At 55.3% G+C, this 22,831-nt stretch carries 29 protein-coding genes; 15 read left to right on the top strand and 14 right to left on the bottom strand.

Annotation, left to right across the window (positions count from 1 at the left end; translation table 11 throughout):
• The first annotated feature begins 36 nt into the window (after positions 1-36).
• From ppk2 to V7Q41_RS06900, 4 genes are read left to right on the top strand one after another with little or no spacing between them, the layout of a single operon-like run.
• Positions 37-918 carry a polyphosphate kinase 2 gene (ppk2, locus tag V7Q41_RS06915; RefSeq protein ID WP_333844646.1) on the top strand — a complete coding sequence of 294 codons (882 nt, stop codon included), beginning with the start codon at positions 37-39 and terminating at the stop codon, positions 916-918.
• 49 nt (positions 919-967) lie between these two features.
• Positions 968-1,363: a diacylglycerol kinase gene (locus tag V7Q41_RS06910; RefSeq protein WP_333844644.1), complete on the top strand. Its 396-nt coding sequence runs from the start codon at positions 968-970 to the stop codon at positions 1,361-1,363.
• Between the two features lie 51 nt (positions 1,364-1,414).
• The gene (locus V7Q41_RS06905) at positions 1,415-2,713 is read left to right on the top strand and encodes a CorA family divalent cation transporter (protein ID WP_333844641.1); all 1,299 of its coding nucleotides are present in this window, start codon (positions 1,415-1,417) and stop codon (positions 2,711-2,713) included.
• A gap of 9 nt (positions 2,714-2,722) precedes the next feature.
• Positions 2,723-2,950, top strand: a complete 228-nt coding sequence (locus V7Q41_RS06900; RefSeq protein ID WP_333844639.1) for a hypothetical protein — start codon at positions 2,723-2,725, stop codon at positions 2,948-2,950.
• Here V7Q41_RS06900 and phoR read toward each other — a convergent pair.
• The 7 genes from phoR to pstS all read right to left on the bottom strand — a co-directional run bounded on the left by phoR (position 2,947) and on the right by pstS (position 9,512).
• The gene (phoR, locus tag V7Q41_RS06895) at positions 2,947-4,293 is read right to left on the bottom strand and encodes a phosphate regulon sensor histidine kinase PhoR (RefSeq protein ID WP_333844637.1); all 1,347 of its coding nucleotides are present in this window, start codon (positions 4,291-4,293) and stop codon (positions 2,947-2,949) included. The two genes, V7Q41_RS06900 and phoR, sit on opposite strands and share 4 nt — an antisense overlap.
• A gap of 18 nt (positions 4,294-4,311) precedes the next feature.
• A complete protein-coding gene (phoB, locus tag V7Q41_RS06890) occupies positions 4,312-4,998 on the bottom strand; it encodes a phosphate regulon transcriptional regulator PhoB (protein WP_333844635.1) in 687 nt (228 codons plus the stop codon).
• A 14-nt stretch (positions 4,999-5,012) separates the two neighbouring features.
• Positions 5,013-5,717 (bottom strand): phosphate signaling complex protein PhoU, encoded by a 705-nt coding sequence (phoU, locus tag V7Q41_RS06885; RefSeq protein WP_333844633.1) that lies wholly within the window; start codon positions 5,715-5,717, stop codon positions 5,013-5,015.
• 11 nt (positions 5,718-5,728) lie between these two features.
• A complete protein-coding gene (pstB, locus tag V7Q41_RS06880; protein WP_333844630.1) occupies positions 5,729-6,505 on the bottom strand; it encodes a phosphate ABC transporter ATP-binding protein PstB in 777 nt (258 codons plus the stop codon).
• Between the two features lie 20 nt (positions 6,506-6,525).
• Positions 6,526-7,380, bottom strand: a complete 855-nt coding sequence (gene pstA / locus V7Q41_RS06875; RefSeq protein WP_333844627.1) for a phosphate ABC transporter permease PstA — start codon at positions 7,378-7,380, stop codon at positions 6,526-6,528.
• Positions 7,381-7,389: 9 nt separating this feature from the next.
• Positions 7,390-8,382, bottom strand: coding sequence for a phosphate ABC transporter permease subunit PstC (pstC, locus tag V7Q41_RS06870; RefSeq protein WP_333844624.1), 993 nt, complete (start codon positions 8,380-8,382; stop codon positions 7,390-7,392).
• A 98-nt stretch (positions 8,383-8,480) separates the two neighbouring features.
• Positions 8,481-9,512 carry a phosphate ABC transporter substrate-binding protein PstS gene (gene pstS / locus V7Q41_RS06865; protein ID WP_333844622.1) on the bottom strand — a complete coding sequence of 344 codons (1,032 nt, stop codon included), beginning with the start codon at positions 9,510-9,512 and terminating at the stop codon, positions 8,481-8,483.
• A 179-nt stretch (positions 9,513-9,691) separates the two neighbouring features.
• Between pstS and V7Q41_RS06860 the strand changes: the two genes are divergently transcribed.
• From V7Q41_RS06860 to V7Q41_RS06850, 3 genes are read left to right on the top strand one after another with little or no spacing between them, the layout of a single operon-like run.
• Entirely contained in the window at positions 9,692-10,216 is a 525-nt protein-coding gene (locus tag V7Q41_RS06860) for a DUF2878 domain-containing protein (RefSeq protein ID WP_333844619.1), read from the top strand.
• Positions 10,216-10,761 (top strand): DUF3833 domain-containing protein, encoded by a 546-nt coding sequence (locus V7Q41_RS06855; protein WP_333844617.1) that lies wholly within the window; start codon positions 10,216-10,218, stop codon positions 10,759-10,761. The genes V7Q41_RS06860 and V7Q41_RS06855 overlap by 1 nt, the downstream gene beginning before the upstream one ends.
• Positions 10,762-10,766: 5 nt before the next feature.
• On the top strand, positions 10,767-11,348 hold the full coding sequence (locus V7Q41_RS06850; protein WP_333844615.1) for a histidine phosphatase family protein: 582 nt from the start codon (positions 10,767-10,769) through the stop codon (positions 11,346-11,348).
• Positions 11,349-11,360: 12 nt separating this feature from the next.
• Here V7Q41_RS06850 and V7Q41_RS06845 read toward each other — a convergent pair whose 3' ends face one another.
• Positions 11,361-12,065: an SDR family NAD(P)-dependent oxidoreductase gene (locus tag V7Q41_RS06845; protein ID WP_333844613.1), complete on the bottom strand. Its 705-nt coding sequence runs from the start codon at positions 12,063-12,065 to the stop codon at positions 11,361-11,363.
• Between the two features lies 1 nt (position 12,066).
• Entirely contained in the window at positions 12,067-12,564 is a 498-nt protein-coding gene (locus V7Q41_RS06840; protein WP_333844611.1) for an RrF2 family transcriptional regulator, read from the bottom strand.
• A 120-nt stretch (positions 12,565-12,684) separates the two neighbouring features.
• Between V7Q41_RS06840 and V7Q41_RS06835 the strand changes: the two genes are divergently transcribed.
• A complete protein-coding gene (locus tag V7Q41_RS06835; protein WP_333844608.1) occupies positions 12,685-13,671 on the top strand; it encodes a MerR family transcriptional regulator in 987 nt (328 codons plus the stop codon).
• On the opposite strand, the gene V7Q41_RS06830 is transcribed toward V7Q41_RS06835, so the two are convergent.
• Positions 13,668-14,426, bottom strand: coding sequence for a hypothetical protein (locus V7Q41_RS06830; RefSeq protein ID WP_333844606.1), 759 nt, complete (start codon positions 14,424-14,426; stop codon positions 13,668-13,670). The genes V7Q41_RS06835 and V7Q41_RS06830 overlap by 4 nt on opposite strands.
• 146 nt (positions 14,427-14,572) lie before the next feature.
• Between V7Q41_RS06830 and V7Q41_RS06825 the strand changes: the two genes are divergently transcribed.
• The 3 genes from V7Q41_RS06825 to V7Q41_RS06815 are packed head-to-tail and all read left to right on the top strand — an operon-like array spanning position 14,573 to position 15,992.
• The gene (locus V7Q41_RS06825; protein ID WP_333844603.1) at positions 14,573-14,941 is read left to right on the top strand and encodes a DUF2237 family protein; all 369 of its coding nucleotides are present in this window, start codon (positions 14,573-14,575) and stop codon (positions 14,939-14,941) included.
• Positions 14,932-15,594, top strand: coding sequence for an SOUL family heme-binding protein (locus V7Q41_RS06820; RefSeq protein WP_333844601.1), 663 nt, complete (start codon positions 14,932-14,934; stop codon positions 15,592-15,594). Before V7Q41_RS06825 ends, V7Q41_RS06820 begins: the two co-directional genes overlap by 10 nt.
• Positions 15,591-15,992, top strand: coding sequence for a dihydroneopterin aldolase (locus V7Q41_RS06815; protein WP_333844598.1), 402 nt, complete (start codon positions 15,591-15,593; stop codon positions 15,990-15,992). Before V7Q41_RS06820 ends, V7Q41_RS06815 begins: the two co-directional genes overlap by 4 nt.
• Positions 15,993-16,052: 60 nt before the next feature.
• On the opposite strand, the gene V7Q41_RS06810 is transcribed toward V7Q41_RS06815, so the two are convergent.
• The 4 genes from V7Q41_RS06810 to V7Q41_RS06795 are packed head-to-tail and all read right to left on the bottom strand — an operon-like array spanning position 16,053 to position 19,070.
• Entirely contained in the window at positions 16,053-16,442 is a 390-nt protein-coding gene (locus V7Q41_RS06810; protein ID WP_333844596.1) for a COG4315 family predicted lipoprotein, read from the bottom strand.
• A gap of 57 nt (positions 16,443-16,499) precedes the next feature.
• Entirely contained in the window at positions 16,500-17,762 is a 1,263-nt protein-coding gene (locus V7Q41_RS06805) for a Y-family DNA polymerase (protein ID WP_333844594.1), read from the bottom strand.
• A 19-nt stretch (positions 17,763-17,781) separates the two neighbouring features.
• On the bottom strand, positions 17,782-18,636 hold the full coding sequence (locus V7Q41_RS06800; RefSeq protein WP_333844591.1) for an endonuclease: 855 nt from the start codon (positions 18,634-18,636) through the stop codon (positions 17,782-17,784).
• Complete coding sequence (locus V7Q41_RS06795) at positions 18,630-19,070, bottom strand: LexA family protein (RefSeq protein WP_333844588.1); 441 nt, start codon at positions 19,068-19,070, stop codon at positions 18,630-18,632. The genes V7Q41_RS06800 and V7Q41_RS06795 overlap by 7 nt, the downstream gene beginning before the upstream one ends.
• A 55-nt stretch (positions 19,071-19,125) precedes the next feature.
• Here V7Q41_RS06795 and V7Q41_RS06790 point away from each other — a divergent pair, with 55 nt between their 5' ends.
• The 4 genes from V7Q41_RS06790 to V7Q41_RS06775 are packed head-to-tail and all read left to right on the top strand — an operon-like array spanning position 19,126 to position 22,774.
• Complete coding sequence (locus V7Q41_RS06790; RefSeq protein WP_333844585.1) at positions 19,126-19,437, top strand: 4a-hydroxytetrahydrobiopterin dehydratase; 312 nt, start codon at positions 19,126-19,128, stop codon at positions 19,435-19,437.
• A 12-nt stretch (positions 19,438-19,449) separates the two neighbouring features.
• A complete protein-coding gene (locus V7Q41_RS06785; RefSeq protein ID WP_333844583.1) occupies positions 19,450-19,617 on the top strand; it encodes a DUF2256 domain-containing protein in 168 nt (55 codons plus the stop codon).
• Complete coding sequence (locus tag V7Q41_RS06780; RefSeq protein WP_333844581.1) at positions 19,614-21,197, top strand: cryptochrome/deoxyribodipyrimidine photo-lyase family protein; 1,584 nt, start codon at positions 19,614-19,616, stop codon at positions 21,195-21,197. Before V7Q41_RS06785 ends, V7Q41_RS06780 begins: the two co-directional genes overlap by 4 nt.
• An 11-nt stretch (positions 21,198-21,208) precedes the next feature.
• Complete coding sequence (locus tag V7Q41_RS06775) at positions 21,209-22,774, top strand: cryptochrome/photolyase family protein (RefSeq protein WP_333844579.1); 1,566 nt, start codon at positions 21,209-21,211, stop codon at positions 22,772-22,774.
• Positions 22,775-22,831: the final 57 nt, after the last annotated feature.

The following is a 22,831-nucleotide window of genomic DNA, read 5'->3' as shown; positions in this document are numbered from 1 at the left end:
CAGTCATTGGAGACAATTCACGCAAAGGAAATTGCTATGACGGACCAACACAAACTCGACGAAGCACAAATTCAGCGCTTGCGCGATGACCTCTTGGACACGCTCGATGAAGAGCTGGAGATGTCCATCGATGAAGAGGGCAACAACGCCAACCGTGTCACCTACTTCCGCGAGTTGCTGCGCTTGCAAGGCGAGTTGGTGAAGTTGCAAGACTGGGTGGTGGCGACCAAACAAAAGGTGGTCATACTTTTTGAAGGCCGTGATGCAGCAGGCAAAGGCGGCGTGATCAAACGCATCACACAACGCTTGAACCCTCGCGTTTGTCGTGTCGCTGCCCTGCCGGCGCCCAACGACCGCGAACGCACCCAATGGTATTTTCAGCGCTACGTGGCGCACCTGCCTGCGGCTGGGGAAATTGTGTTGTTTGACCGCAGCTGGTACAACCGTGCAGGCGTCGAACGCGTGATGGGCTTTTGTAACGATGACGAGTATGAAGAGTTTTTCCGCACCGTGCCCGAGTTTGAAAAAATGTTGGCGCGCAGCGGCATCACGCTGATCAAGTATTGGTTCTCCATCACCGACGACGAGCAACATGCCCGCTTTTTAGGCCGCATCCACGACCCGCTCAAGCAATGGAAGCTCAGCCCCATGGACTTAGAGAGCCGCCGCCGTTGGGAAGACTACACGGTAGCCAAAGAAACCATGATTGAGCGCACCCACACACCCGAGTCACCCTGGTGGGTGGTGCAAGCAGTCGACAAGAAAAGTGCACGCCTGAATTGCATTCGTCATTTGTTGGACCATTTCGATTACCATGAAATTGAGCATCCCGAAATAGAACTGCCTGCCCGCGTCCGCAACCCCGACTACATTCGCCACCCCGTGCCACAAAACATGATGGTGCCTGATAAGTATTAAGTCACCGACTTCCCATCTGCGTCACAACCACGGGTTACAACTGCACCCAATGAACGACATTCATGAGAATCTGCAAAAGCAACGACGTGGTTTGAACCGAGTCATTCATGCACTGGGGTATTCATTGCAGGGTCTGCAAGCAGCCATGCATGAGACAGCATTCAAACAAGAAGCCTACTTGGCCTATGCATTGATCCCGCTGTCTTTTTTCTTGGGCAACAACTGGGTTGAAATTTCACTTCTTTCAGGATCGGTTATTTTTGTTTTGACAGTCGAACTCTTAAACACGGGCCTTGAGTCCGCCATTGACCGTGTGGGCCCGCAGTGGCACGACCTCTCCAAACGCTGCAAAGACTTGGGCAGCGCTGCTGTGTTGTTGAGCATTGTGTTGTGCATGGGCATTTGGCTGTCAGCTTTGTTTGTTAAGTTTTCTCATTACCTCTGAAGTCCCATTGCATCAGACAGAGGCGATGTTCATCGGCTGTTGGGTTATTCAATGTCACTGAAAAATCTCATCGAGATGCTGAACAAACAAAAACTGGTGGATGGCATGGTTCAAAGTCAGCACATGCACAAACACGACTTTGTCGCATCCTTGCTGCAAAAGCAGCACGACGCCGAGTTGCACAACTTCATTGCCAAGCAAACCGCCACTGAGCTGGGCGGCTACCTTGATGCGCTGCCACTCGAAGAAGCACAAAAGTTGTGGCGCAAACTCCCCACTGAGCGAGAAAATGATGTGCTGTGGGAGCTGTCCGAGGCAAGACGCACCGACCTGGCGGGTGACCGCCAGCCTGGCTTTGAGGACAGCAAAATCAATGTCTATGAACTCATCGAGGGTCGGCTTAAAAATATCCCCATCTCAGGTCGCAAAGACTTAGAAGGGGCCAAGCCCGTTTGGGTGGACTTGATCAACTCCACCAAAGCTGAGCGTTTGTTTGTGGGTTCACACTTTGGCGTTGCCTTGCCCGATCCAATTGAAGCCACCGATCTAGAGGTGAGTGCGCGTTTTCATGTGGATGAAAACGACGACATCCACCTGCACTCCAACTTTCTGCTCGATCGGGATGGCAACTCTAAAAGCGTGCCAGTTGCCTTCATCTTGCATGGTGGTGTTTTGTTTTCTCTTCGCAACGAAGAGCTCTCTGTCTTTCGGTTGCAACGTCGGCGCGCCCTCACGCAGCCAGGCTATGTGACTGACAGCGTGGATTTGCTGCTCGACCTCTACGGCGCAGATGTGGAGGTGTCTGCTGATTCGCTTGAAAACATTTACGCCAAGCTAGGCGTGGTGGGACGTCATGTGCTGAGTGAAGCCATCACCGACCAAGAAGCAGCGAGCATATTGGCAGATATTGCCGAAGAGGAAGATCAAAACGGTCGCATTCGCAGCAATATTTTGGACACCCAACGTGCGCTGAGCTTTTTGATGCGGGGCCGTTTGCTGACTGCAGATCAAATCTCTGACTCAAAACAAATTCTGCACAACATTGAATCACTCAACAGCCACACTGCCTTCTTGTTTGACAAAATCAATTTTTTGATGGATGCCACCATTGGCTTTATCAACATCAACCAGAACAAACGCGTGAATCAGCTGACTGTGTTCAGTGTGGTGTTCATGCCCATCAACATCTTGGCTGGCATAGGCGGCATGTCGGAGTTTTCGATGATGACCGAAGGAACGCCTTGGCCTTTGGCATTTGGCGGCTTCATCATTGGCTCTGCCGTGATTGGCTTGGTCACCTATGTGTTGCTGAAACATTTTGAAAAAAAACGTCTGAAAAAATCCATCTGATTGAACACCATGTCACACCACAAACACGAAACAACCCAAATCAGCGGCGACGGACTGCGCTACAGCAGCAAAAAAAATGGCTCGCCCTTTGAAGGCACGGGCAGAACTGGCGAAATGATGAGCTGCATCAAATGCGGCATTCACAAGCCTCGCGCCACAGGCTCGTTTCGCCGCTTCCTCAATGCCAGCCACTTCTTTTGCGGCGACTGCCGCGTGGTGCCTGCGGTCAGCGCTTAATCCGTGATGCGCCAGCGCTTGGCTGGAAAAACCAACTTGAAGCAGGAGCCCTGCTCAAGCTCGCTGGTGATCGACAGACTGCCACCGTGGCGCTGCATCACATGCTTGACAATGGCAAGGCCCAAGCCTGTGCCACCTGACTCGCGAGAACGGCTGCGGTCCACACGGTAAAAACGCTCGGTCAAACGCGGCAAATGCTCGGCGGCAATGCCAGCGCCTGTGTCACTGACCGCAATCGACAGACTTGCGTCAGCGGCTTGTTCCACACGCACATCGATGCGCCCGCCGACTGGCGTGTAACGCACCGCGTTGGTCAACAGATTGGATAAGGCACTTTGCAGCTCACGTTGCTCGCCCAAGAGCTCAGCTTGAGCCAGCGTGGGATGAATGTCGAACGCAATCACATGCGGCGACTCTCCCTTGGCAAGGGTGTCGGACAAACCACGCGCTTCAGACTCACAAGCCGCCAACAAGCTTGCTAATGGAATGCTGTTGACAAAGTTGGGCACAGGACTACCCTCTAAGCGCGACAGGGTTAGCAAGTCTTCCACCAAGCCTTGCATGCGAACGGCCTGCGTCGCCATCAAATTCAAATAGCGGTTTTGGTCCTGGGCTTCCAAGTCCAGAGTCTGTAATGTTTCTATAAAACCAGACATGACCGTGAGCGGGGTACGAATTTCGTGCGAGACGTTGGCCACAAAGTCGCGGCGCATGGCCTCGGCTTGCTCGAGCATGGTGACGTCGCGGGTCAACAACAGTTGTTTACCTTCGCCGTAACGATGACGCTGAACCGAGATGCGAACAGGGCTTGAAACACGGTGTCTGTGACCCGCCATCACCACCGGCTCCATCGGTTGCTCGACCGCCATGTAAGCCGTAAACACCGGGTCTCGCAACAGGTTGCCCACACGTTGCATCACATCACGCTCAGGATGAATTCCCAAATGCATGGCCGCGGTGAGGTTAGACCACTCAATCTGCGCATTGGCGTCCAGCATTACCACGCCATTGGGAGAAGCTTGAATAGCGGACAGGAAATCTTTGAGACGCTGCTCACCCATGGCAATGCTGCGTTCACGCTCACGCAAGAGCTTGCGGGCACGATCAGAAAGCACCCCCCACCAGCCATCCATCTGCGGCGCCGTAGCCAAATCGCCTTGACGAAGCCAAGACCGCACACGGTAGCCACGCCAAGAATCAAGCAACACCCACAAAAGCCCTGCCAACAAGGCACCCGCAAGCAAATACAGAGACTGCTGCTTGTCTCCAATCACAGCCCACGAATAACCGATTGCGGCGCCAAAAACTAACAGGGAAAGAAACGAGAGAAATCGACTGATCACAGAAACCTTGTGTCGGTTTTAGGGCTGGTGCGTGATCCTATATCCTACGCCACGCACGGTCTCCACCATGCTGCCCGCTTCACCCAAGGCTTCGCGCAAACGTTTGACATGCACGTCGACCGTGCGCTCTTCGATGAACACATGGTCGCCCCACACACGGTCCAGCAATTGACTGCGGCTGTGCACGCGCTCAGCGTGGTGCATCAAATAATTGAGCAACTTGAACTCTGTAGGCCCGAGTTTGATGCCATGCTCGTTGAAGCTGACACGGTGAGTCGAACCATCCAACTGCAAAGCGCCAATGCGAACCACATCACTGGCTTGCTCAGGTGCACGTCGGCGCAGCACCGCTCGGATGCGGGCCAACAATTCTTGGGTTGAAAAAGGCTTGGTGATGTAGTCGTCTGCGCCCGCATCGAGGCCCGCAATCTTGTCGGGCTCATCGCCACGCGCCGTGAGCATGAGAATTGGAGTGGTCTTGGTGCGTGGGTCAGCACGCCAGCGACGCGCCAATTCCAACCCGCTTTGACCAGGCAACATCCAATCTAACAAGATCACATCGGGCAGCACCTCATCAATGTGGGCCTGAGCCGCAGTGCCATCTACAGCCAGCACAGCCAACATGCCGTGATGACGCAGATTCACTGAAATAAGCTCAGCAATCGCTGACTCGTCTTCTACCACCAACACGCGTGCGATTTTCATCTTCCCAAAACCTTTTATTTGCTCATGGACGATTCAACATCAGCCAGTGGGATGTGACGAACGTCTTCGCCCTTGACGATGTAGATGATGAATTCGGCAATATTTTTGGAGTGGTCACCAATGCGCTCAATCGCTTTGGCAATGAACAACAAATCCAAACTGGCAGAGATGGTGCGTGGATCTTCCATCATGTAGGTGATGAGCTTGCGCACAAAACCGTCAAACTCTTTGTCAATGTCGCTGTCTTCACGCAAGATAGAAACTGCCATGGGAACATCCAAACGCGCAAACGCATCCAAGGCTTTGCGCAACAAGCCAGAAGCCATTTCAGCAGACACCCGCAAATCCGTTGAAGGCAAAGAACGCGGTGTAGTTCCGGCAATGATGGACTTGACCATGCGAGCAATTTTGGCGGCCTCGTCACCCACGCGCTCAAGGTTGGCGGTGGTTTTGGACATCGCCATGAGCAAGCGTAAATCACCAGCTGTGGGCTGACGACGGCCAATGATGGAGGCGATTTCGCGATCAATTTCCACCTCTAAGCTGTTGACTTTGTTTTCAGTAGACAGCACATCGTCAGCCGCTTCTGGGCTGAACTGAGACAAAGCGTAAACGGCTTGGCGAATTTGAGACTCGACCAAACCACCCAACTCCATCACATGAGAGGAGATGTTGTTGAGGTCAGCGTCGAACTGAGAGGACAGGTGTTTATCAGGCATGGGGTCTCCAATTAGCCAAAGCGGCCGGTGATGTAGTCTTCAGTAGCGGTTTTGTTAGGCTTGAAGAAGATTTGCTCTGTCTCGCCAAACTCAACCAATTCGCCCAAATACATGTAGGCGGTGAAATCGCTGCAACGGGCAGCTTGTTGCATGTTGTGGGTCACGATGGCAATGGTGTAGTCGGCTTTCAACTCGTGCACCAATTCTTCCACCTTACCTGTGGAAATTGGATCCAGCGCAGAGGTGGGCTCGTCCAGCAACAACACAGAAGGCTTCACAGCCACGCTGCGTGCAATGCACAAACGCTGCTGCTGACCACCAGAGAGTGACAAACCGTTTTGACCCAACTTGTCTTTGACTTCAGTCCATAAAGCAGCCTTGCTCAAGGCCCATTCGACGCGTTCATCCATCTCCGTTTTGCCGAGGTCTTCGTACAAACGCACACCAAAAGCGATGTTGTCGTAGATCGTCATCGGGAACGGTGTGGGCTTTTGGAACACCATGCCAATGCGGGCGCGCAGCAAGTTCAAGTCTTGATTGGAGCCCAAAATGTTTTGGCCGTAGAAATTGATCTCGCCTTCGGCGCGCTGACCTGGGTACAGGCTGTACATGCGGTTCAAGGTGCGCAACAAGGTGGACTTGCCGCAACCTGATGGGCCAATGAACGCGGTAACTTTGCGCTCAGCAATGTCCATGGTGACGTTTTTAAGACCTTGGAACTTGCCGTAGAAAAAGTTCAGATTACGAACTTCGAGGGCGTTTTTTTGTGTTGTTTGAGTTTCAGACATGTTGAGATTCCTGATTGAAATTAGGCGCTGACTTTTTCGCGGAAGAACACGCGTGCCAAGATGTTGAGCACGAGCACAGTCAAGGTGATGAGCAGTGCACCGGCCCAAGCCAAGCGCACCCAGTTGTCATAAGGGCTCATGGCGAACTGGAAGATCACCACAGGCAAGTTAGCCATAGGGGCACCCATATTGGTGCTGAAGAACTGATTATTCAAGGCAGTAAACAACAAGGGCGCTGTCTCGCCGCTGATGCGGGCTATGGCCAACAACACACCCGTCATCACACCGCTTTTGGCGGCACGCAGGGTAATGAAAGTAGACACTTTCCAGCGCGGCGCGCCCAAGGCAAAAGCTGCTTCACGCAAGCTGCCAGGCACCAAGCGCAACATGTTTTCTGTGGTGCGCATGATCACAGGCACCGCAATAAGCGACAAAGCCAAGCTACCTGCGTAGCCAGAGAAGTTACCCACCGTGGCCACCGCAATGGCGTACACAAACAAGCCCAACACGATGGAAGGTGCGGACAACATGATGTCGGTCACAAAGCGGGTGAGCTCAGCAGTTTTGCTTTCGTCACCGAACTCGGTGAGGTAAACACCCGCCAGGATACCCACGGGCGTGGAAACCACCACCGTCAAGCCCACAATCATCAAGCTGCCCAAGATGGCGTTGCGCAAGCCACCGCCTTCGGTGCCAGGTGCGGGCGTATCGCTGAACAACAAGTTGGCATCCATGCCGGCCAAGCCGTTGGAAAACAACACGAAAAGAATCCAAAGCAAGACGGCTAAACCAAGAGCCATGGCCGACATTGAAAACACCAAACCCAATGTGCTGACGATGCGACGCTTTGCGTAAAGTTGATTGTTAATTTCCATAAAAACCTCTTAATTGCCTTTGGCTTTTTCTGCACGCATGATCAGCACCTTCGCAGCAGCCAACACCACAAAGGTGATGACAAACAGCAAGAAGCCAAGTGCAAACAAAGTGGAGAAATGCAAGGCTTCGGCCTCGCCAAACTCATTGGCCAAGACTGATGCGATAGATGTGCCAGGAGAGAACAAGGAGGTGGGCATGCGGTTGGCGTTACCAATCACAAACGTGACCGCCATGGTTTCACCCAATGCACGGCCTAGCCCCAACATGATGCCGCCGATCACACCTTTTTGTGTGTAAGGCAACACCACCTTGCGCACCACTTCCCATGTGGTGCAACCCAAAGCATAAGCAGACTCACGCAAGATAGGCGGTGTGATATCAAACACATCACGCATCACCGCAGCGACAAACGGCAACACCATGAAAGCCAGCACCACACCTGCGGCCAAGATGCCCATGCCGTTGGTGGCACCACCAAACAGCCAACCCACCAGAGGCATGCCTCCCAGAACTTCCTTCAGTGGCACTTGCACGTAGTCGGCAAATAAAGGTGCAAACACAAACAAACCAAACATGCCGTAAATGATGGAGGGCACAGCTGCCAACAATTCAATCGACGTGCCCAAAGGACGACGCAGCCAAGTGGGGCAGGTCTCAGTCAAAAACACGGCCACACCAAAAGCCAGTGGAACAGCGATCAGAAGCGCAATGCCTGCACTCACCAAGGTGCCCACGATAGCGATAGCTGCACCAAATTCAGAATTGATGATGTCCCATTCGACACGCCATAAAAAATGAAAACCAAACTTTTGAAACGTTGGCCATGCATTTACAAACAAGGAAATGATGATGCCTAACAAGGCCGCCAAAACGATCAATGAAAAAGATTGCGTGACGCGATGAAAAATAGAATCTTGTGTGCGCTGCGTCTTAGCAATCGCCACCATGTCAGCGCTGACGGCTTGACCTGATTCTTCTTGCGATAAATTTTGTGAGTTCATGACAGACCCTAGACTCATTGAAACACCCTACTTCTTAAAAACTAAAATTCCGTCGGCTTTGAAACCAAGGCCGACGGAATTGGGTAGCTCAATTCAAATTACTTTTGAATTTGTGTCCACACTTTGGCGCGGATAGCCGTTGTCAAATCGTCAGGCAATGCAACGTAGTCGAGGTCAGCAGCCATTTTTTTGCCGTTGGTGAATGACCAATCAAAAAACTTGAGGGCTTCAGCAGCAGCCACTTTGTCAGCAGGTTGCTTGTACATCAAGATGAACGATGCAGTGCTGATAGGCCAGCTGTTGGCGCCCTTGGCGTTGACCATGGACACGCCCATGCCAGGCACGCTGAACCAGTCAGCGCCCGCAGCGGCAGCAGCAAATGTCAAATCATCTGGAGCAACGAACCTGCCATCAGCATTTTGAATTTGCATGAAGTTCATGTTGTTTTTCTTCACGTAGGCGTACTCAACGTAGCCGATGGAGCCTTTGACGCGGTTCACGTTGGCTGCAACGCCTTCGTTACCTTTGCCGCCCACTGATGAGGGAGCTGGCCACTTCACAGCAGCGCCCTTGCCTACAGTGTCAGCCCAGTCTTTGCTGATGACTGACAAGTAGTCGGTGAAGTTAAAGGTGGTGCCAGAGCCGTCAGCGCGGTGAACCACAGTGATCGCTTGGTCAGGCAATTTTTTGCCTGGGTTCAAGGCAGCGATCTTTGGATCGTTGAAGTTGCTGATCTTGCCCATGAACATTTCAGCCAACACAGGTCCTGTGATGCGCACTTCACCTGGCTTGAAACCGTCCAAGTTAAGGACGGGCACAGTGCCGCCGATGATGGCTGGGAACTGAACCATGCCGTCTTTTTCCAAGTCAGCGCCAGACATAGGCGCGTCAGTTGCACCGAAAGTCACTGTCTTGGCTTTGATTTGACGGATGCCGCCAGAAGAACCGATGGACTGGTAGTTCAAGCTGTTGCCGGATACGGCCTTGTAGGCTTCAGCCCACTTGGCGTAAATAGGGAAAGGGAATGTAGCACCTGCGCCAGTGATGTCGGCGGCAAAAGCAGAACCCATAGCCATGGTTGCCATTGCGGCAGCGGCAACGGATTTGATGAATGCGCGTTTCGTGTTCATGGAATTCCTAAAGAAGGTTGAAAGAGATGAAACTCTAACCAAGATTTATGACGGATATGTGACATATATGACAGTTTGAAGCTGCTCAAGTGGTGAACCGCTGCATGGGCTGTGACGAACGCGGCGCGGCGCAATGACCTCTGCCAACCAAAGGTTGCAGACGGTTTTTAGAATTCAGCATGCGTCTATTAATCAATGCCCTGGGTTTTCAAACCGCTTGGTGGGCCTGCATTGCGGGGATTGGTCTTGGGCTAGAGATCCAAGCCCTGCTCTATTGCCTGGTGTTAGCAGGTCTGCACCTTGCCTTTGCTGCACAGCCTTGGGCCGAAGCCAAGCTTGCGGCCATCGCGCTGTTGAGCGGCGTGCTGGCCGACACACTTTTGCAACTACTCCAAGTGATCAGCTTTTACGGCTGGGCGCTGGGCCCTGTGAGCCCGTTTTGGTTGTGGATGCTGTGGGTTTTGTTTGCGATGACCTTGAATACCTCCTTGGCATTTCTGCAAAAGTTGCCTCTTTGGCTATCCGCCCTGGCGGGGCTGGCGTTTGGCCCGGTGACTTACTATGCTGGAGCAAAACTTGGCGCGGCATCGCTTGACGGCTCGCTCCTTCACCTAGGCGCACTCGCCGTGGTTTGGATGATCGCGCTGCCCTTTTTGGTCTTCATGGCCAAACAACTCTTCACCCCCTCCAAAGGTCACACATGATGAACCGTCGAAAACTCTTACTCAGCAGCCTGGCCAGCACGGCAGTGGCCGCCAATCTCAGTGGCTGTGCCAGTCCATCCATTGATGACTTTGCCGGCCAAAAGCCCGTGCTGGACTTGCGTACCTATTTCAACGGCATGGTGGACGCATGGGGCATCTTCACCGACCGCAACGGCAAAGTGGTCAAGCGTTTCACCGTCGAGATGAAATGCGAATGGCAAAACAACCAAGGCATCTTGGATGAAGACTTTGTGTACGCCGACGGCAGCAAAGAAAAACGCATATGGAAACTCACCGACAAAGGCAACGGCGCCTTTGTGGGCACCGCGGGCGATGTGGTGGGCTTGGCCGAAGGACAGACCAAGGGCAACGCTTTCAATTGGCGCTACACACTGGCACTGCCCGTAGACGGCACCGTGATCCATGTGCAAATGGACGACTGGATGTATTTGATGAATGAGCGTGTCATGCTCAACAAAGCGCGCATGACCAAGCTAGGCATTCACTTGGGCGATGTGACCCTGTCGTTCACACGCAGGGCGTGAACACCATGCGTTGGCATTCTCTTGTCCTAGGCGCTGCGTGTTTGATGGCTTCGGTGCTGACCACCGCCAGCGAATTATCGGAAAAATTGCAATCGTCAGATCATGTGCTGCTGATGCGCCACGCATTGGCGCCCGGCTTGGGTGACCCCGCGCGCTACACCTTAGACGACTGCAAAACACAGCGCAACCTCAACGATGAGGGACGACAACAAGCTCAGGCCGCAGGCCAATGGCTGAGGCTCCAAGGCATCACAGCAGCCGATGTTCAGTCCAGCGCTTGGTGTCGATGCAAAGACACAGCCATGTTGTTGGGATTTGGCGGATTCACCGTCGAGCCTGCCTTGGGCTCGTTTTTTGATGAGATGCACAAAGCCAGATCACAAAACCAACAGCTTGAAAAATTCATCGCCAGCCGATTGAAGAACAAGGGCAACAAAGCCCTCATCTTGGTGACCCACCATGTCAACATTTATGAATTCACGGGCGAGAACATAGGTTCGGGTGACATGGTTCTAGCCAAAGTGGACGCCAGTGGCAAGATGCTGTCTTTCAGCCTGATACCGCGATCCGCACAACGAAAATTTTAGTCGGGTGCGCGCTCACCAAGCAATCAACTTACCCTTGTAATCCACGTAGTGGGCGCCTGATTTGGGGGTGAGCGACTTCAAGGCCGACAGCATGCCCGCCACCGACTCGGCGGGTTCCAACAAATGAGGCACTGAGCTGGCGAAAGGTTTTGACAGATTGGACCTGACCGTGCCTGGCTGCAAAGCCACCACTCGCAGCTCAGCATTTTTTCTTTGCAGTTCAATGGCTGCGGTTTGCAGCAGCATGTTCAAAGCCGCTTTGGCCGCGCGGTAGCCATACCAGCCGCCCTTGGTGTTGTCTGAAATACTGCCCACGCGGGCCGAGAGCTTGGCATACACCGACGGGCCCGCAGCCAACAAAGGCGCAAAGTGTTTGAGCAGCATCACGGGCGCAACAGCGTTGATGTGAAAGTTTGCCATCAACACCTCCTCACGCACACTGGCCAGCGCTTTTTCGGGCCCCACGCCATCGATGGTCAAGGCACCCGTGGCGTCAATGATGAATTGATAAGGGCCAGACGCACGACACACCTCAGCTTGGGCCTCAATGGACGCTGCATTCAACAAATCAAAACCCGGCGACAAAGAACGCGACACCAGCTCCACGTGGGTGCAGCGCGGGTCAGCTTGAAAGGCCGCCACAAAAGCGCCACCGATAGCGCCAGATGCGCCGATGACCAGCGCCTTGTAGTCGGTATCCAACATGGTCAATGGCATCTCAAAAAGACATGTGCAACTGAAACACAGAGTTCGGGGCTTTGGGTATGAAAGGCGTGGGCAACGGTTTGAATTTGAAACGTCCCAATTCTTGTGCGTAGGACTTGACCTCCACCAAAGCATAGTCAACAAAGTCTGCCAAGGTGAAATTGCTCAAGGTATCTTTGACGATTTGCTCCAGCCCCAACTCGTAGCTGGCCACGGGAACTGGCTCAACCTCATCGCTCAAGGGCGCTTCATTGAAGGTGCACTCAAACACAGCGGCAATGTCCCACACAGAGAGCAAAGACACATCGCCGCGAATCATGTAGCCACCCCCTGGGCCTTTCATGGCCGTGACGATGTCATGTTCTTTGAGGGGTTTCAAAATGTTTTCTAAATACGAAATGGACAAACCCAGGCGCGGTGACAACTCTGTGGTGGTCACGTAGCCAAGGCTTCTCTGGCTGGCAAGAAAGACGCAGACCTCAATCGCATTGATGGTTTTTTTCGAAATCATGGTAGTAACTCCTGTTTGATGCGATTCTGAGGCATATAACTACGCAAACCAAGAGTTATTTTCATAAAAACCCATATTTCAGCTTATTATCTACACAACCTCTACTCAAAGGCAAATATTTTGGCACTTCCTCCCTCATCCACAAGCCCGCTGTACCGCATTGGTGCGGTTTCTCACACCACAGGTATTCCTGTCACCACCTTGCGCATTTGGGAGACGCGCTACGGCGCGTTCAGCCCCATCAAGACCGAGGGCAAGCAGCGCTTGTTTGCTGAACACGATGTGTCCAAGGCGCTGTTGCTCAAGCAGCTCTCGCAAAACGGACACGCGATCAGCACAATTGCCAACCTGGCGCTTGATCAGCTTCGCCAGATGAGCAACTTGCCTCACCACACCGCTCACCGCTTGGCCCCCCCCGGCCAGCCCGTCTCTATGGCGGTGGTGGGACTGAGCATGGCCAACCGCATTGAATCCAAAAAATTTGCAGCGGGCTTGAAGCAAAACCAAATCAAAGTCACCGACGTATTGGAAGACTTGAACTCAGCCACACACGCTGAGTTGACTCAACAACCGCAGGTGCTGCTGGTCAAAGTCAACACCTTGCAAACCACGGTGCACACAGCCCTCCAAACGCTGATCGCCAAACACAAATTTGCCCAAACCATCGTCATTTACAACTTCGCACCGGAGCCCGTGGTGCAGGCCATGAAGTTTTCAGGTTTGATCGTGCGGCGCGAGCCCATCTCGGACAATGAGCTGGCAGAGTTGTTGCAATCGGTGCTGTTTGTCGACCCAGCCCGTGCGCAAGAGTTTGGGACATCGGGCGGCGTCATCGCGGCTCGCAAATACTCTGACACCACCCTCAGCCGCGTGGCTGGAATTTCCACCAACGTGCTGTGCGAATGCCCACGTCATGTGGCAGAGCTGATTGCGCAACTGGCCAGTTTTGAAGAATACAGCCAAGAGTGCCTGAATCGCAACGCAGAAGACGCTCACCTGCATGCTTACTTGCGATCGATTTCGGGCTCAGCACGTTCGCTGTTTGAAAACGCCTTAGAAAAAATAGCCCACCACGAAGGCATTGATTTGAGCGAGGCTGCGAGCTAAGCCGCTTGCAGCGTCTGCAGCCACAAGCGATCAATATCGCTGAGCTTGGATTTGTCAAACTCAGCCTCGCGCTCCCAGTAGCGGCCAGAGGGCACCATGTAGCCCAAATCTTGCTCAGCCTGCAAAACACGCGACACCACCTCTGTGTCAAACAGTTGGCTTTGGCGGTTCAAGATGTCTTGACAAAGTGGCTGGGTGGCAAACTCGGCCATGGAGACGCGAGGAAACAGCAAGCGCGACTCGGCAAGCTGCGACAAGTTGACCACCGCGCAGTTTTGTGAGTGCGCAAACGATAAAAAGCGAACAGACTTGGCCTCTAACGACTGCAAGGTCACATCTGCACGCAAAGGGTCTGGGGTGCCTTGGCCATAAAAATGGCTGGACGCACCCGCACCTTGGGCATAGACCATGTCGCACCCCAAAAACGCCAAAATATCGGGCTTTAGTGCACCCAAAACCCAATATCCCGTTGTGAACGCCATGGTGCCACCCGCATACACGAAGCCACCAAAGCTATTTTGCTGAGGCACAAACTCAGAGGCGGCAATCAAGCGCTGATGGGGCAACAAGGGCTCGGGTGGCAAGCGATTGACGGCGAAGTCTTCTGGGTAGACCAAGTAGTCCCAATCGGGCGTGATTTGCCATGCGTTGTTGATGGCCACACGGGATGTGAACACAGACAGATCCCAGTTTTTCGCCAGCACGGCATCAGGCGCGCTGCCAAGCACCAACACAATTTTCAAACCATTTGTCACGCCCATTTTCCTTCCATGGAAAAGCCTTCACACATCCATTAAGAAGCTATCTTGCCAGACAAATATGACGCCCATGAGCCAAGCAAGCAAGATCTTTCGATAGCCATTGCATACCCAAGGTTGGCAGGCCTTCATAAAATCAAACCATGATCTTGACTACCCTCGCACGCAATGTCTTGGGCACGGCACTTGTGCCCTGCTCTTACGACCCCCTCACTGGCTACTACCGCGACGGCTGCTGCCATACCGATGCCCACGACCACGGCAGCCATGTGGTGTGCGCCAAAGTCACGCAAGCCTTCCTAGATTTTTCATTGCAAAAAGGCAATGACCTCATCACCCCCAGACCTGACTACCGCTTTGCAGGACTCAAAGCGGGCGACCGTTGGTGCTTGTGTGCCATACGCTGGAAAGAGGCCCTGGAGGCCGGTGTTGCACCGCCCGTGGTGCTAGAGTGCACGCACGCCAAAGCGCTTGAGTTTGTGACGCTGGAGCAACTGCAATCATGCGCTTAAACACCCACACCCTCCCCGCCCTGTTGCTTGGGTTTTTATGGATGCAATCGGCCATGGCCACCGAAGAACCTCACTACGACGTGCGCATCTCGCAAGGCCCTTTTGAGCTGCGGCACTACGCGCCTACCTTGATCGCCGAAACCGTGGTGGACGGTGACATGGACGCCGCATCTGGCAAAGGCTTTCGCTTGATTGCCGATTACATCTTTGGCAACAACCGCGCGGCAGGCTCACAACAAGCCGCCAAAATTGCCATGACAGCCCCTGTGACGATGGAGCCCCAATCTTCAAAGATTGCCATGACTGCGCCCGTCACCATCGAGCCGCAATCAGGCAACACTGCGATGGCCGAGGCCACCCAATGGCGCATTCACTTTGTCATGCCCAGCCAATACACCCTGGCCAACATTCCCAAGCCCAACAACAGCGCGGTGACCTTGCGCGAGCTACCGCGCAAATACTTTGTGGTCTACCGCTACTCGGGCTTCAACACCTTGGCGCGGGTGCAAGAAAAAACCAACGACGCCTTGGCTTGGACCCAGCAGCAGTCCCTCAAGGTCGTGGGCACGCCGCAACTCTCGCGCTACGACCCACCTTGGACACTGCCCATGTTCAGGCGCAACGAAATCATGGTGGAAGTCGCTGCGCCATGACGGCCCAGCTTCCCCTGTCACTCAGTGCCTGCGTCGAACTGCGTGATCTGCACCTGCACACAGACATTGGCAGCGATGGCCCCCACGAAGTCGTGCCCGATGCACACGTGCTGGACCTCACGCTGTGGCTCGCGCCAGCCTTGGTGCTGATCGCCCAAGACGGCATGGCCCATGTGTTTGACTACGACCCCTTGGTGGTCGAGATCGACCGGCTCGCCGCGGATGGCCATTACGACACCCAAGAGCGCTTGGTCACGCGCATCGTGCACGCGTGTGCGGCCTACCCCGAGATCGCGGCGCTGGACATCGGCTTGCACAAATCGCCCGTGCGCCAAGGATCGGGCTCGCTGGGCGTGCGCGTGTCGGTGGATGCCCATACGCTCAACACCCTGCGCTGAGCCTCAAAAAGAAAACCGCCCGAAGGCGGTGTGTGACTAACGCATGAACTGCTGCAAAACTTAAAGCTTCGCCACTTTCCAAGCGCCTTCTGAGCGGCCGTCACCTGTCTTGTCGCCTGGCTTGACATCTTTTGTCCAGAAGTAAAGTGGCAAGCCCTTATAGGCCAATTGCTTTTTTCCGTCATCGCGCGTGATCACGCTGTAATCACCCGAGGCTTGCGCATTGGCTTCCACCAAGAGCGGTGGCCAGTTGATGGCGCACTGGGCGTTGCACACAGACTTGCCAGAACCCACGCCATCTTTGGCGAAGGTGTAGAGCGTCATGTTGTTGGTACCGACCAGCACACCGTCGTTGACTTGGGTGTAAGAGGTGCCGCCCATCCAGGTAGCGCAAGCGGACACGGCCAATATGGAGACAGAAGCGATCAAAAGACGTAGGAGTCGTGACATAAATTTCCTTTTATTTGACAAAAGATATTGCCCAATTCACTTTAACTGAATTTGATGTCAGACCACAGGCACTTGCTGCCAGTCCGTCGTGTAGCTGGGGGATTTGTGGTTTTGGTTCATTTGCCAGGCCTTGAATGCGCCTTGCGTTGACACCTTGACCGTGCCGCGGCCATAGCGTTTGTTCAGGCCATCGATCACCGCCATCAAGTGGCTGGGTGGGGCTTGCGGGGGTTCTAGCCAATCGGCTTGGTGCGTGGTGATAGGCGAAATATCGCTGAGCATGATGCCGGCCTTTTTGTAGCCATAGCCTTCTTTGAACAAGCGGCTCACCAAGTCATCGGCCCAGCGGTTGACCACCAAACTGTCTTGCGTGGGCTGCGGCAGCGGCAAGGTGAACGACGGGTTGTATTGAGGCTGGTCTGGGCGAAAACGGTTGGTGCGCAAAAACACATGAATGGCCCCCGCGTGCGAACCCTGCGCGCGCAGCTTGACGCAGGCGTTGGCCACAAAGGTGCTCATGGCGTCTTGCAGCACCGCCAACGCGTGGACAGTTTGACCGAAAGATCGGCTGCACACAATTTGCTGCTTGTCGGGTGCCATGTCTTGCAGCGCGAGGCAGGCCACGCCTTGCAGCTCGCGCTGCGTTTTTTCTAGCACCACACCGAAGTCGGCGCGCAAGGTGGGCGTGTGTGCACCGCGCAAATCAGCGGCGGTGTGAATGCGGTGTTCAGCCAGCCGCGCACTGAGGCGCGGGCCCACACCCCACACCTCGCCCACCTCAATTTGACCCAAAATGCGCGCTTGCTGGGCATGGCTCAAATCGTTGTAGTTAAAAACGCCTTTGGACCTCGGATGCTTCTTGGCGATGTAGTTAGACAGCTTGGCCAAGGTCTTGGTGGGGCCAATGCCCACGCACACTGGAATGCCGGTCCAAGCGATCACACGGTCACGCATTTGGTAGCTCAGGGCTTTGAGTTGGGGCATGCCTGTGAGGTCAACAAAACACTCGTCGATCGAGTACACCTCATGCTGCGGCGCGTAGTCAGCCAAGATAGACATGACGCGATTGGACATGTCTGCATACAAGGCATAGTTGGAGCTCAGGGCCACCACGCCTTGTGCTTTGGCTTGTTGCGCATATTCAAACCACGGCTGGCCCATGCGCACGCCCAAGGCCTTGGCCTCGTTGGAGCGCGACACCGCACAGCCGTCGTTGTTGGACAGCACCACCACGGGCACACCCTTCAAGTCGGGGCGAAACAAGCGCTCGCAACTGACGTAAAAGTTGTTGCAATCGACCAAGGCAATTTGCGCGGGCATGGGGGTCAGGGTGTTGGGCTTACAGCGCGGATGGCGCGACCGGCTCCACCACCGCTGTTTTCAGCATGATGGGTCGCACCAAAATTTTGTAGCTGTCCAAATCAAACGCACGCGGTGCGGCGTCGCTCAACGTCACGGCTTGGTCCAGGTGACAAGGCGACAAAGCCCGCGAGCACTGCGTGCCCAAATAACACCAGTTGTTCACACGGTGGCGCTGCATCCAAGTGCCCGAGGTCTCCACCACATCCACTGCACCTGCAAAAGGCCACACCTCAACCTGCGAATCACACAAGGCCGAAAACAATCGCGCGTCGTGGATGCTGCGCTCTTCTTGCCCCACACACACACCCAAACAGCTTTTGATTTGCACCCCAAAGCAACCGCGCTGGCCCGCTTTCTCAAGACCCAACACCGACAAACACAAGCTGTGCTGCTCCGCCAAGGCTTTGAGCTTGGTGGCCGCCGCATGTGGCGATGCAAACAAACCATACAGCGCAGGCGTGACACCCAAATTGACCGACTTGCTGTCCACCACCTCAGGTACCCACCCAGCGGGCGACTGCACCAAGCGAATCGAACACAAGCTGCGAATGCGGCGCAGCCGCTGGTTGAACAGCGGGTTGTCGGTTTTGATCAGGCGCGACTCCAGCAGCAAAGCGCCCATCTCACCCGCGGTTTCGATGAAGTCAATGCGACGCGTTTGCGCCACCATGCGGGCCTCGTCGGGTGCGCGCAAGTGGCTCATGACGCGACTGCGAATGTCCACACTTTTGCCGATGTACAAAGGCAGCGGGCTGTCGCCTCGAAAAATGTACACACCTGCGCCGCGTGGCAGCGCAGCCAAACTGTCGGGGTCAATTTGGTGGGTCAGCACAGCTTGTGGATGTTGTGGGTCACCACGCCCCACACCACGAAGTCGTCTTCTTCTTTGATGCGTCGGGGTTCATAGCTTGGGTTTTCGGCCATCAGCTGCACCACGCCCGCGCGTCGGTGCAAGCGCTTGACCGTGAACTCGTTGTTGAGCTGTGCCACCACAATGTGGTTGTGCTTGGGGTCAATGCTGCGATCCACCAACAAGGCATCGCCCTCGTAAATGCCCACCCCCGTCATCGAATCGCCCTTGACACGAAACACATAGGTGGCCGCCTTGTTGCGAATCAAATGTTGGTTCAAGTCGATGCGCTCTTCGGTGTGGTCGGCCGCTGGCGACGGAAACCCCGCAGGCACCAACCAGCCGCACACATCCAGCCACAAGCGGCCCACATCGAGAGGCAAAATAGGATGAGAGAGTTCTTTTAAATGTGACATTTGCTTATAATACTGTACAAATAAACAGTCTAACCATTTCTCGATTTTTCACACCATGCCACAACTCAACCTCACAGACGCTCAGCACGCGCTGACCTCCCTCACAGGATGGTCGCTAGACACCGACGCACAGCACAAGCCAGCCTGCCTTCACAAAAGCTGGAAGCTGCCCAGCTTTGACGCGGCGGTGGCGCGGTTCAACCAAATCGCACAGTTGGCCAAAGACCAAGACCACCACCCCGAAGTGCTGTCAAGCTACACGCACTTGCAGGTGCGCGTCTGGACCCATGATGTGGCGGGTCTGACGGACAAAGATTTCAAACTGGCCCACAGCATCGATGTGCTTTTTTCACAAACACACGCATGAAGGAGCCACCCTGTGCCGCAAAAACCCAGCTTCAAAGGCAACAAACAAAGCCTGCCCAGCAAGCCTTGTAAAAGCTGCGGGCGTGACATGACGTGGCGCAAAGCCTGGGCTAAAAATTGGGATCAGGTGCTGTACTGCTCGGACGCCTGCCGCAAAAACAAAGCGGCCACGCCCCCATGAGCTACGCGCTGGTTTGGTTCAAGCGTGACTTGCGCTGGCAAGACCATGCGGCCTTGGCCCAAGCTGCACAGCAGGGGCCTGTGCGCTGCATCTACGTGGTGGAGCCCGAGCTGTGGCTGCAACCCGACGCCGCCTTGCAGCACTTTGAGTTTGTGCGCGAATCGCTGCAAGCGTTGGATGCGCAATTGCGCTTGCAAGGCGGCTGCTTAGAAGTGCACACGGGTGAGCTGCCCGAGGTGTTGAGCCGTATTTGGCAAGAGGCGCCCTTTCGTCAGCTGCACGCGCACCAAGAAACTGGCAATGGTTTTACCTACGCGCGTGACCTGCAAGTGGGCGCTTGGTGCAAAGCCCACGGCGTGGCATGGCATGAGACCCCTCAATTTGGCGTGGTGCGTGGGCTGAAAAACCGCAACCTGTGGCAACCCGCGTGGGAACAGCACATGGCCGAGCCTGTGCAGGATGTGGGCGAGTTGCGGTTTTGGCAGCCGCTGGCCAGCACACCCGACAGCGCTTGGTGCACCCCGACGCACATGCAAGCCCCCGCGCACCTGCAACACAACCCGCCCCTGCGCCAACGCGGTGGTCGCCCCTTGGCTTTGGCCACATTGCACAGTTTTTTGCACGCCCGCAGCTTGGGCTATCGCGGCGGTATTTCGTCGCCGCTGTCGGCCCCCGATGCGTGCTCGCGCTTGTCGGCCTATTTGGCATGGGGCTGCATCAGCATGCGCGAAGTGGTGCAGCACACGCGTGCACACCTCGCCCAGTTGCCGCCGCAGGCCAGTCGCCACCGCGCAGGACTGACAGGCTTCATCAGCCGTTTGTATTGGCACTGCCACTTCATCCAAAAGTTGGAGAGCGAACCCGCCATCGAGTGGCACAACATGCACCGCGGGTACGACGGCTTGCGTGAACACGATTTCAACCCCGCGCACTTGGAAGCCCTCAAAGCCGCCCGCACCGGCTGGCCCATGGTGGACGCATGCGTGACCATGCTGCGCGAGACGGGCTGGCTGAACTTTCGCATGCGCGCCATGCTGGTGTCGGTAGCCGCCTACCCGCTGTGGCTGCACTGGCGGCCCGTGGGTGAGTGGCTGGCCACGCAGTTTTTAGATTACGAGCCGGGCATCCACTGGAGCCAGCTGCAAATGCAGTCGGGCACCACAGGCATCAACACCACCCGTGTGTACAACCCCGTCAAGCAAGCGCAAGACCACGATCCGCATGGCCGTTTTGTTCGCCAGTGGTTGCCCGAGTTACGCCAAGTGCCAGACGCTTGGCTATTTGAACCTTGGCTCATGCCCCACACCATGCAAGCGCACCTTGGTGTTTTTGTGGGCAGCGCTTTGGCTCAGCCCGTGGTCGACTTGACACCAGCCACACGCCAAGCCAAACAACGGCTGCACAGCCGTCGTCAAACCGACGACGTCAAAGCGGCCAAGAAAGCCGTGGTGGACAAACACGCCTCGCGCAAAAACTGGGGCACACAGGCAGGCGCTCGCAGCACACCTTCGCGCAAAGCAACACGCCCCTCTGCCGATAACATCCAAGCCGCCAAAGCACAACTTGGATTTGATTTTTAAAAGCATCTCACATGACCACACCTCGCCAACGCCTCGTCCTCATCTTGGGCGACCAACTCGACGAAGACGCTGCCGCTCTGAGCGACTTCGACCCTGCACACGACACGCTGTGGATGGCCGAAGTGCTGGAAGAGTCCACGCACATTCCCTCGTCCAAACAACGCACCACGGTTTTTTTGAGCGCCATGCGCCACTTCGCCGCGCACTTGCAAGCGCGCGGCTGGCCGCTGATTTACAGCCAACTCGACGACCCCCACAACACAGGCACGCTGGCCGGCGAACTCAGCAAAGCCATCGACCACGTGCAGCCGCAACAACTGGTGATGACCGCCCCCGGCGACTGGCGCGTGTTGCAAAGCCTGCGCGCTGTCGCGCAGAAACACGACTTACCTCTGCAGTTCAAAGACGACACGCACTTCTTCAGCACCGTGCGCGACTTTGCTGCGCATGCCGAAGGTCGCAAACAGCTGCGCCTTGAATACTTTTACCGCGAGCTGCGCCAAAAAAACGGCATCCTGATGGAAGGCAAAAAACCCATCGGCGGCCAATGGAACTTTGATGCCGACAACCGAGGCAGCTTTGGCAAACAAGGCCCCGGCCTGCTTCCCGCCCCCACACGCGTCGCGCCTGACACCATCACCCAAGACGTGATGCATTTGGTGAACAACAAGCTGGCGCATCACCCTGGCTCGATTGCGCAGTTTGGCTGGCCCGTCACGCGCGCGCAGGCCTTGGTGGCCTTGGATGAATTCGTCACCCATCGGCTGCCCAGTTTTGGCTTGTACCAAGACGCGATGTGGGAAGGCGAAGTGTGGCTGTACCACTCGCACCTGTCGTGCGCTTTGAACCTGAAGCTACTCAACCCACGCGAGGTGTTGGCTGCGGCTGAAGCGGCTTTTCACAAAGGCCACGCGCCGCTGCAAGCGGTAGAAGGTTTTGTGCGGCAAATTTTGGGCTGGCGTGAATACGTTCGCGGCATCTACTGGACCCACATGCCCGACTACGCCGAAGGCAACGCACAGCAAGCCCATGAACCGCTGCCTGATTTTTATTGGACGGGCAACACCGACATGGCCTGCTTGCGCGATGCCATCAGCCAAACGCTGCAACATGGCTATGCGCACCACATCCAACGCTTGATGGTGACTGGGCTCTACGCCTTGCTGTTAGGCGTAGAGCCCAAGCAAGTACACCAGTGGTACCTAGGTGTCTACGTGGATGCTGTGGAATGGGTCGAGCTGCCCAACACACTGGGCATGAGCCAGTTTGCCGATGGCGGCCTGATGGCCAGCAAGCCCTATGTGGCCAGTGGCAAATACATAGACCGCATGAGCAACCATTGCAAAGGCTGCCGCTTCAACCCCGCCGAATCCACGGGCGACACGGCCTGCCCATTCACCACCTTGTATTGGGATTACCTAGGCCGGCATGCCGACATGTTGGCCAAAAACCCGCGCATGTTGATGCAACTGAAAAACCTCAACCGCCTCACACCTGAACAACGCGAGGCCATTGCCACGCAGGCACAGACACACCGTGCCCAAGCTCTTGCCCAACAAAAAGCCCCCCAAGCCTGAGGGCGTGGAGGGCCTAGCGCGCTTGGGGCTAGCCAGCTCGGCGACTTGAGGCCAGAG

This window comes from Limnohabitans sp., from assembly GCF_036804465.1.
Taxonomy (GTDB): domain Bacteria; phylum Pseudomonadota; class Gammaproteobacteria; order Burkholderiales; family Burkholderiaceae_C; genus Limnohabitans.
The sequence above is the reverse complement of the archived record's forward strand: the minus strand, read 5'-3'. Positions and strand labels throughout refer to the sequence as shown.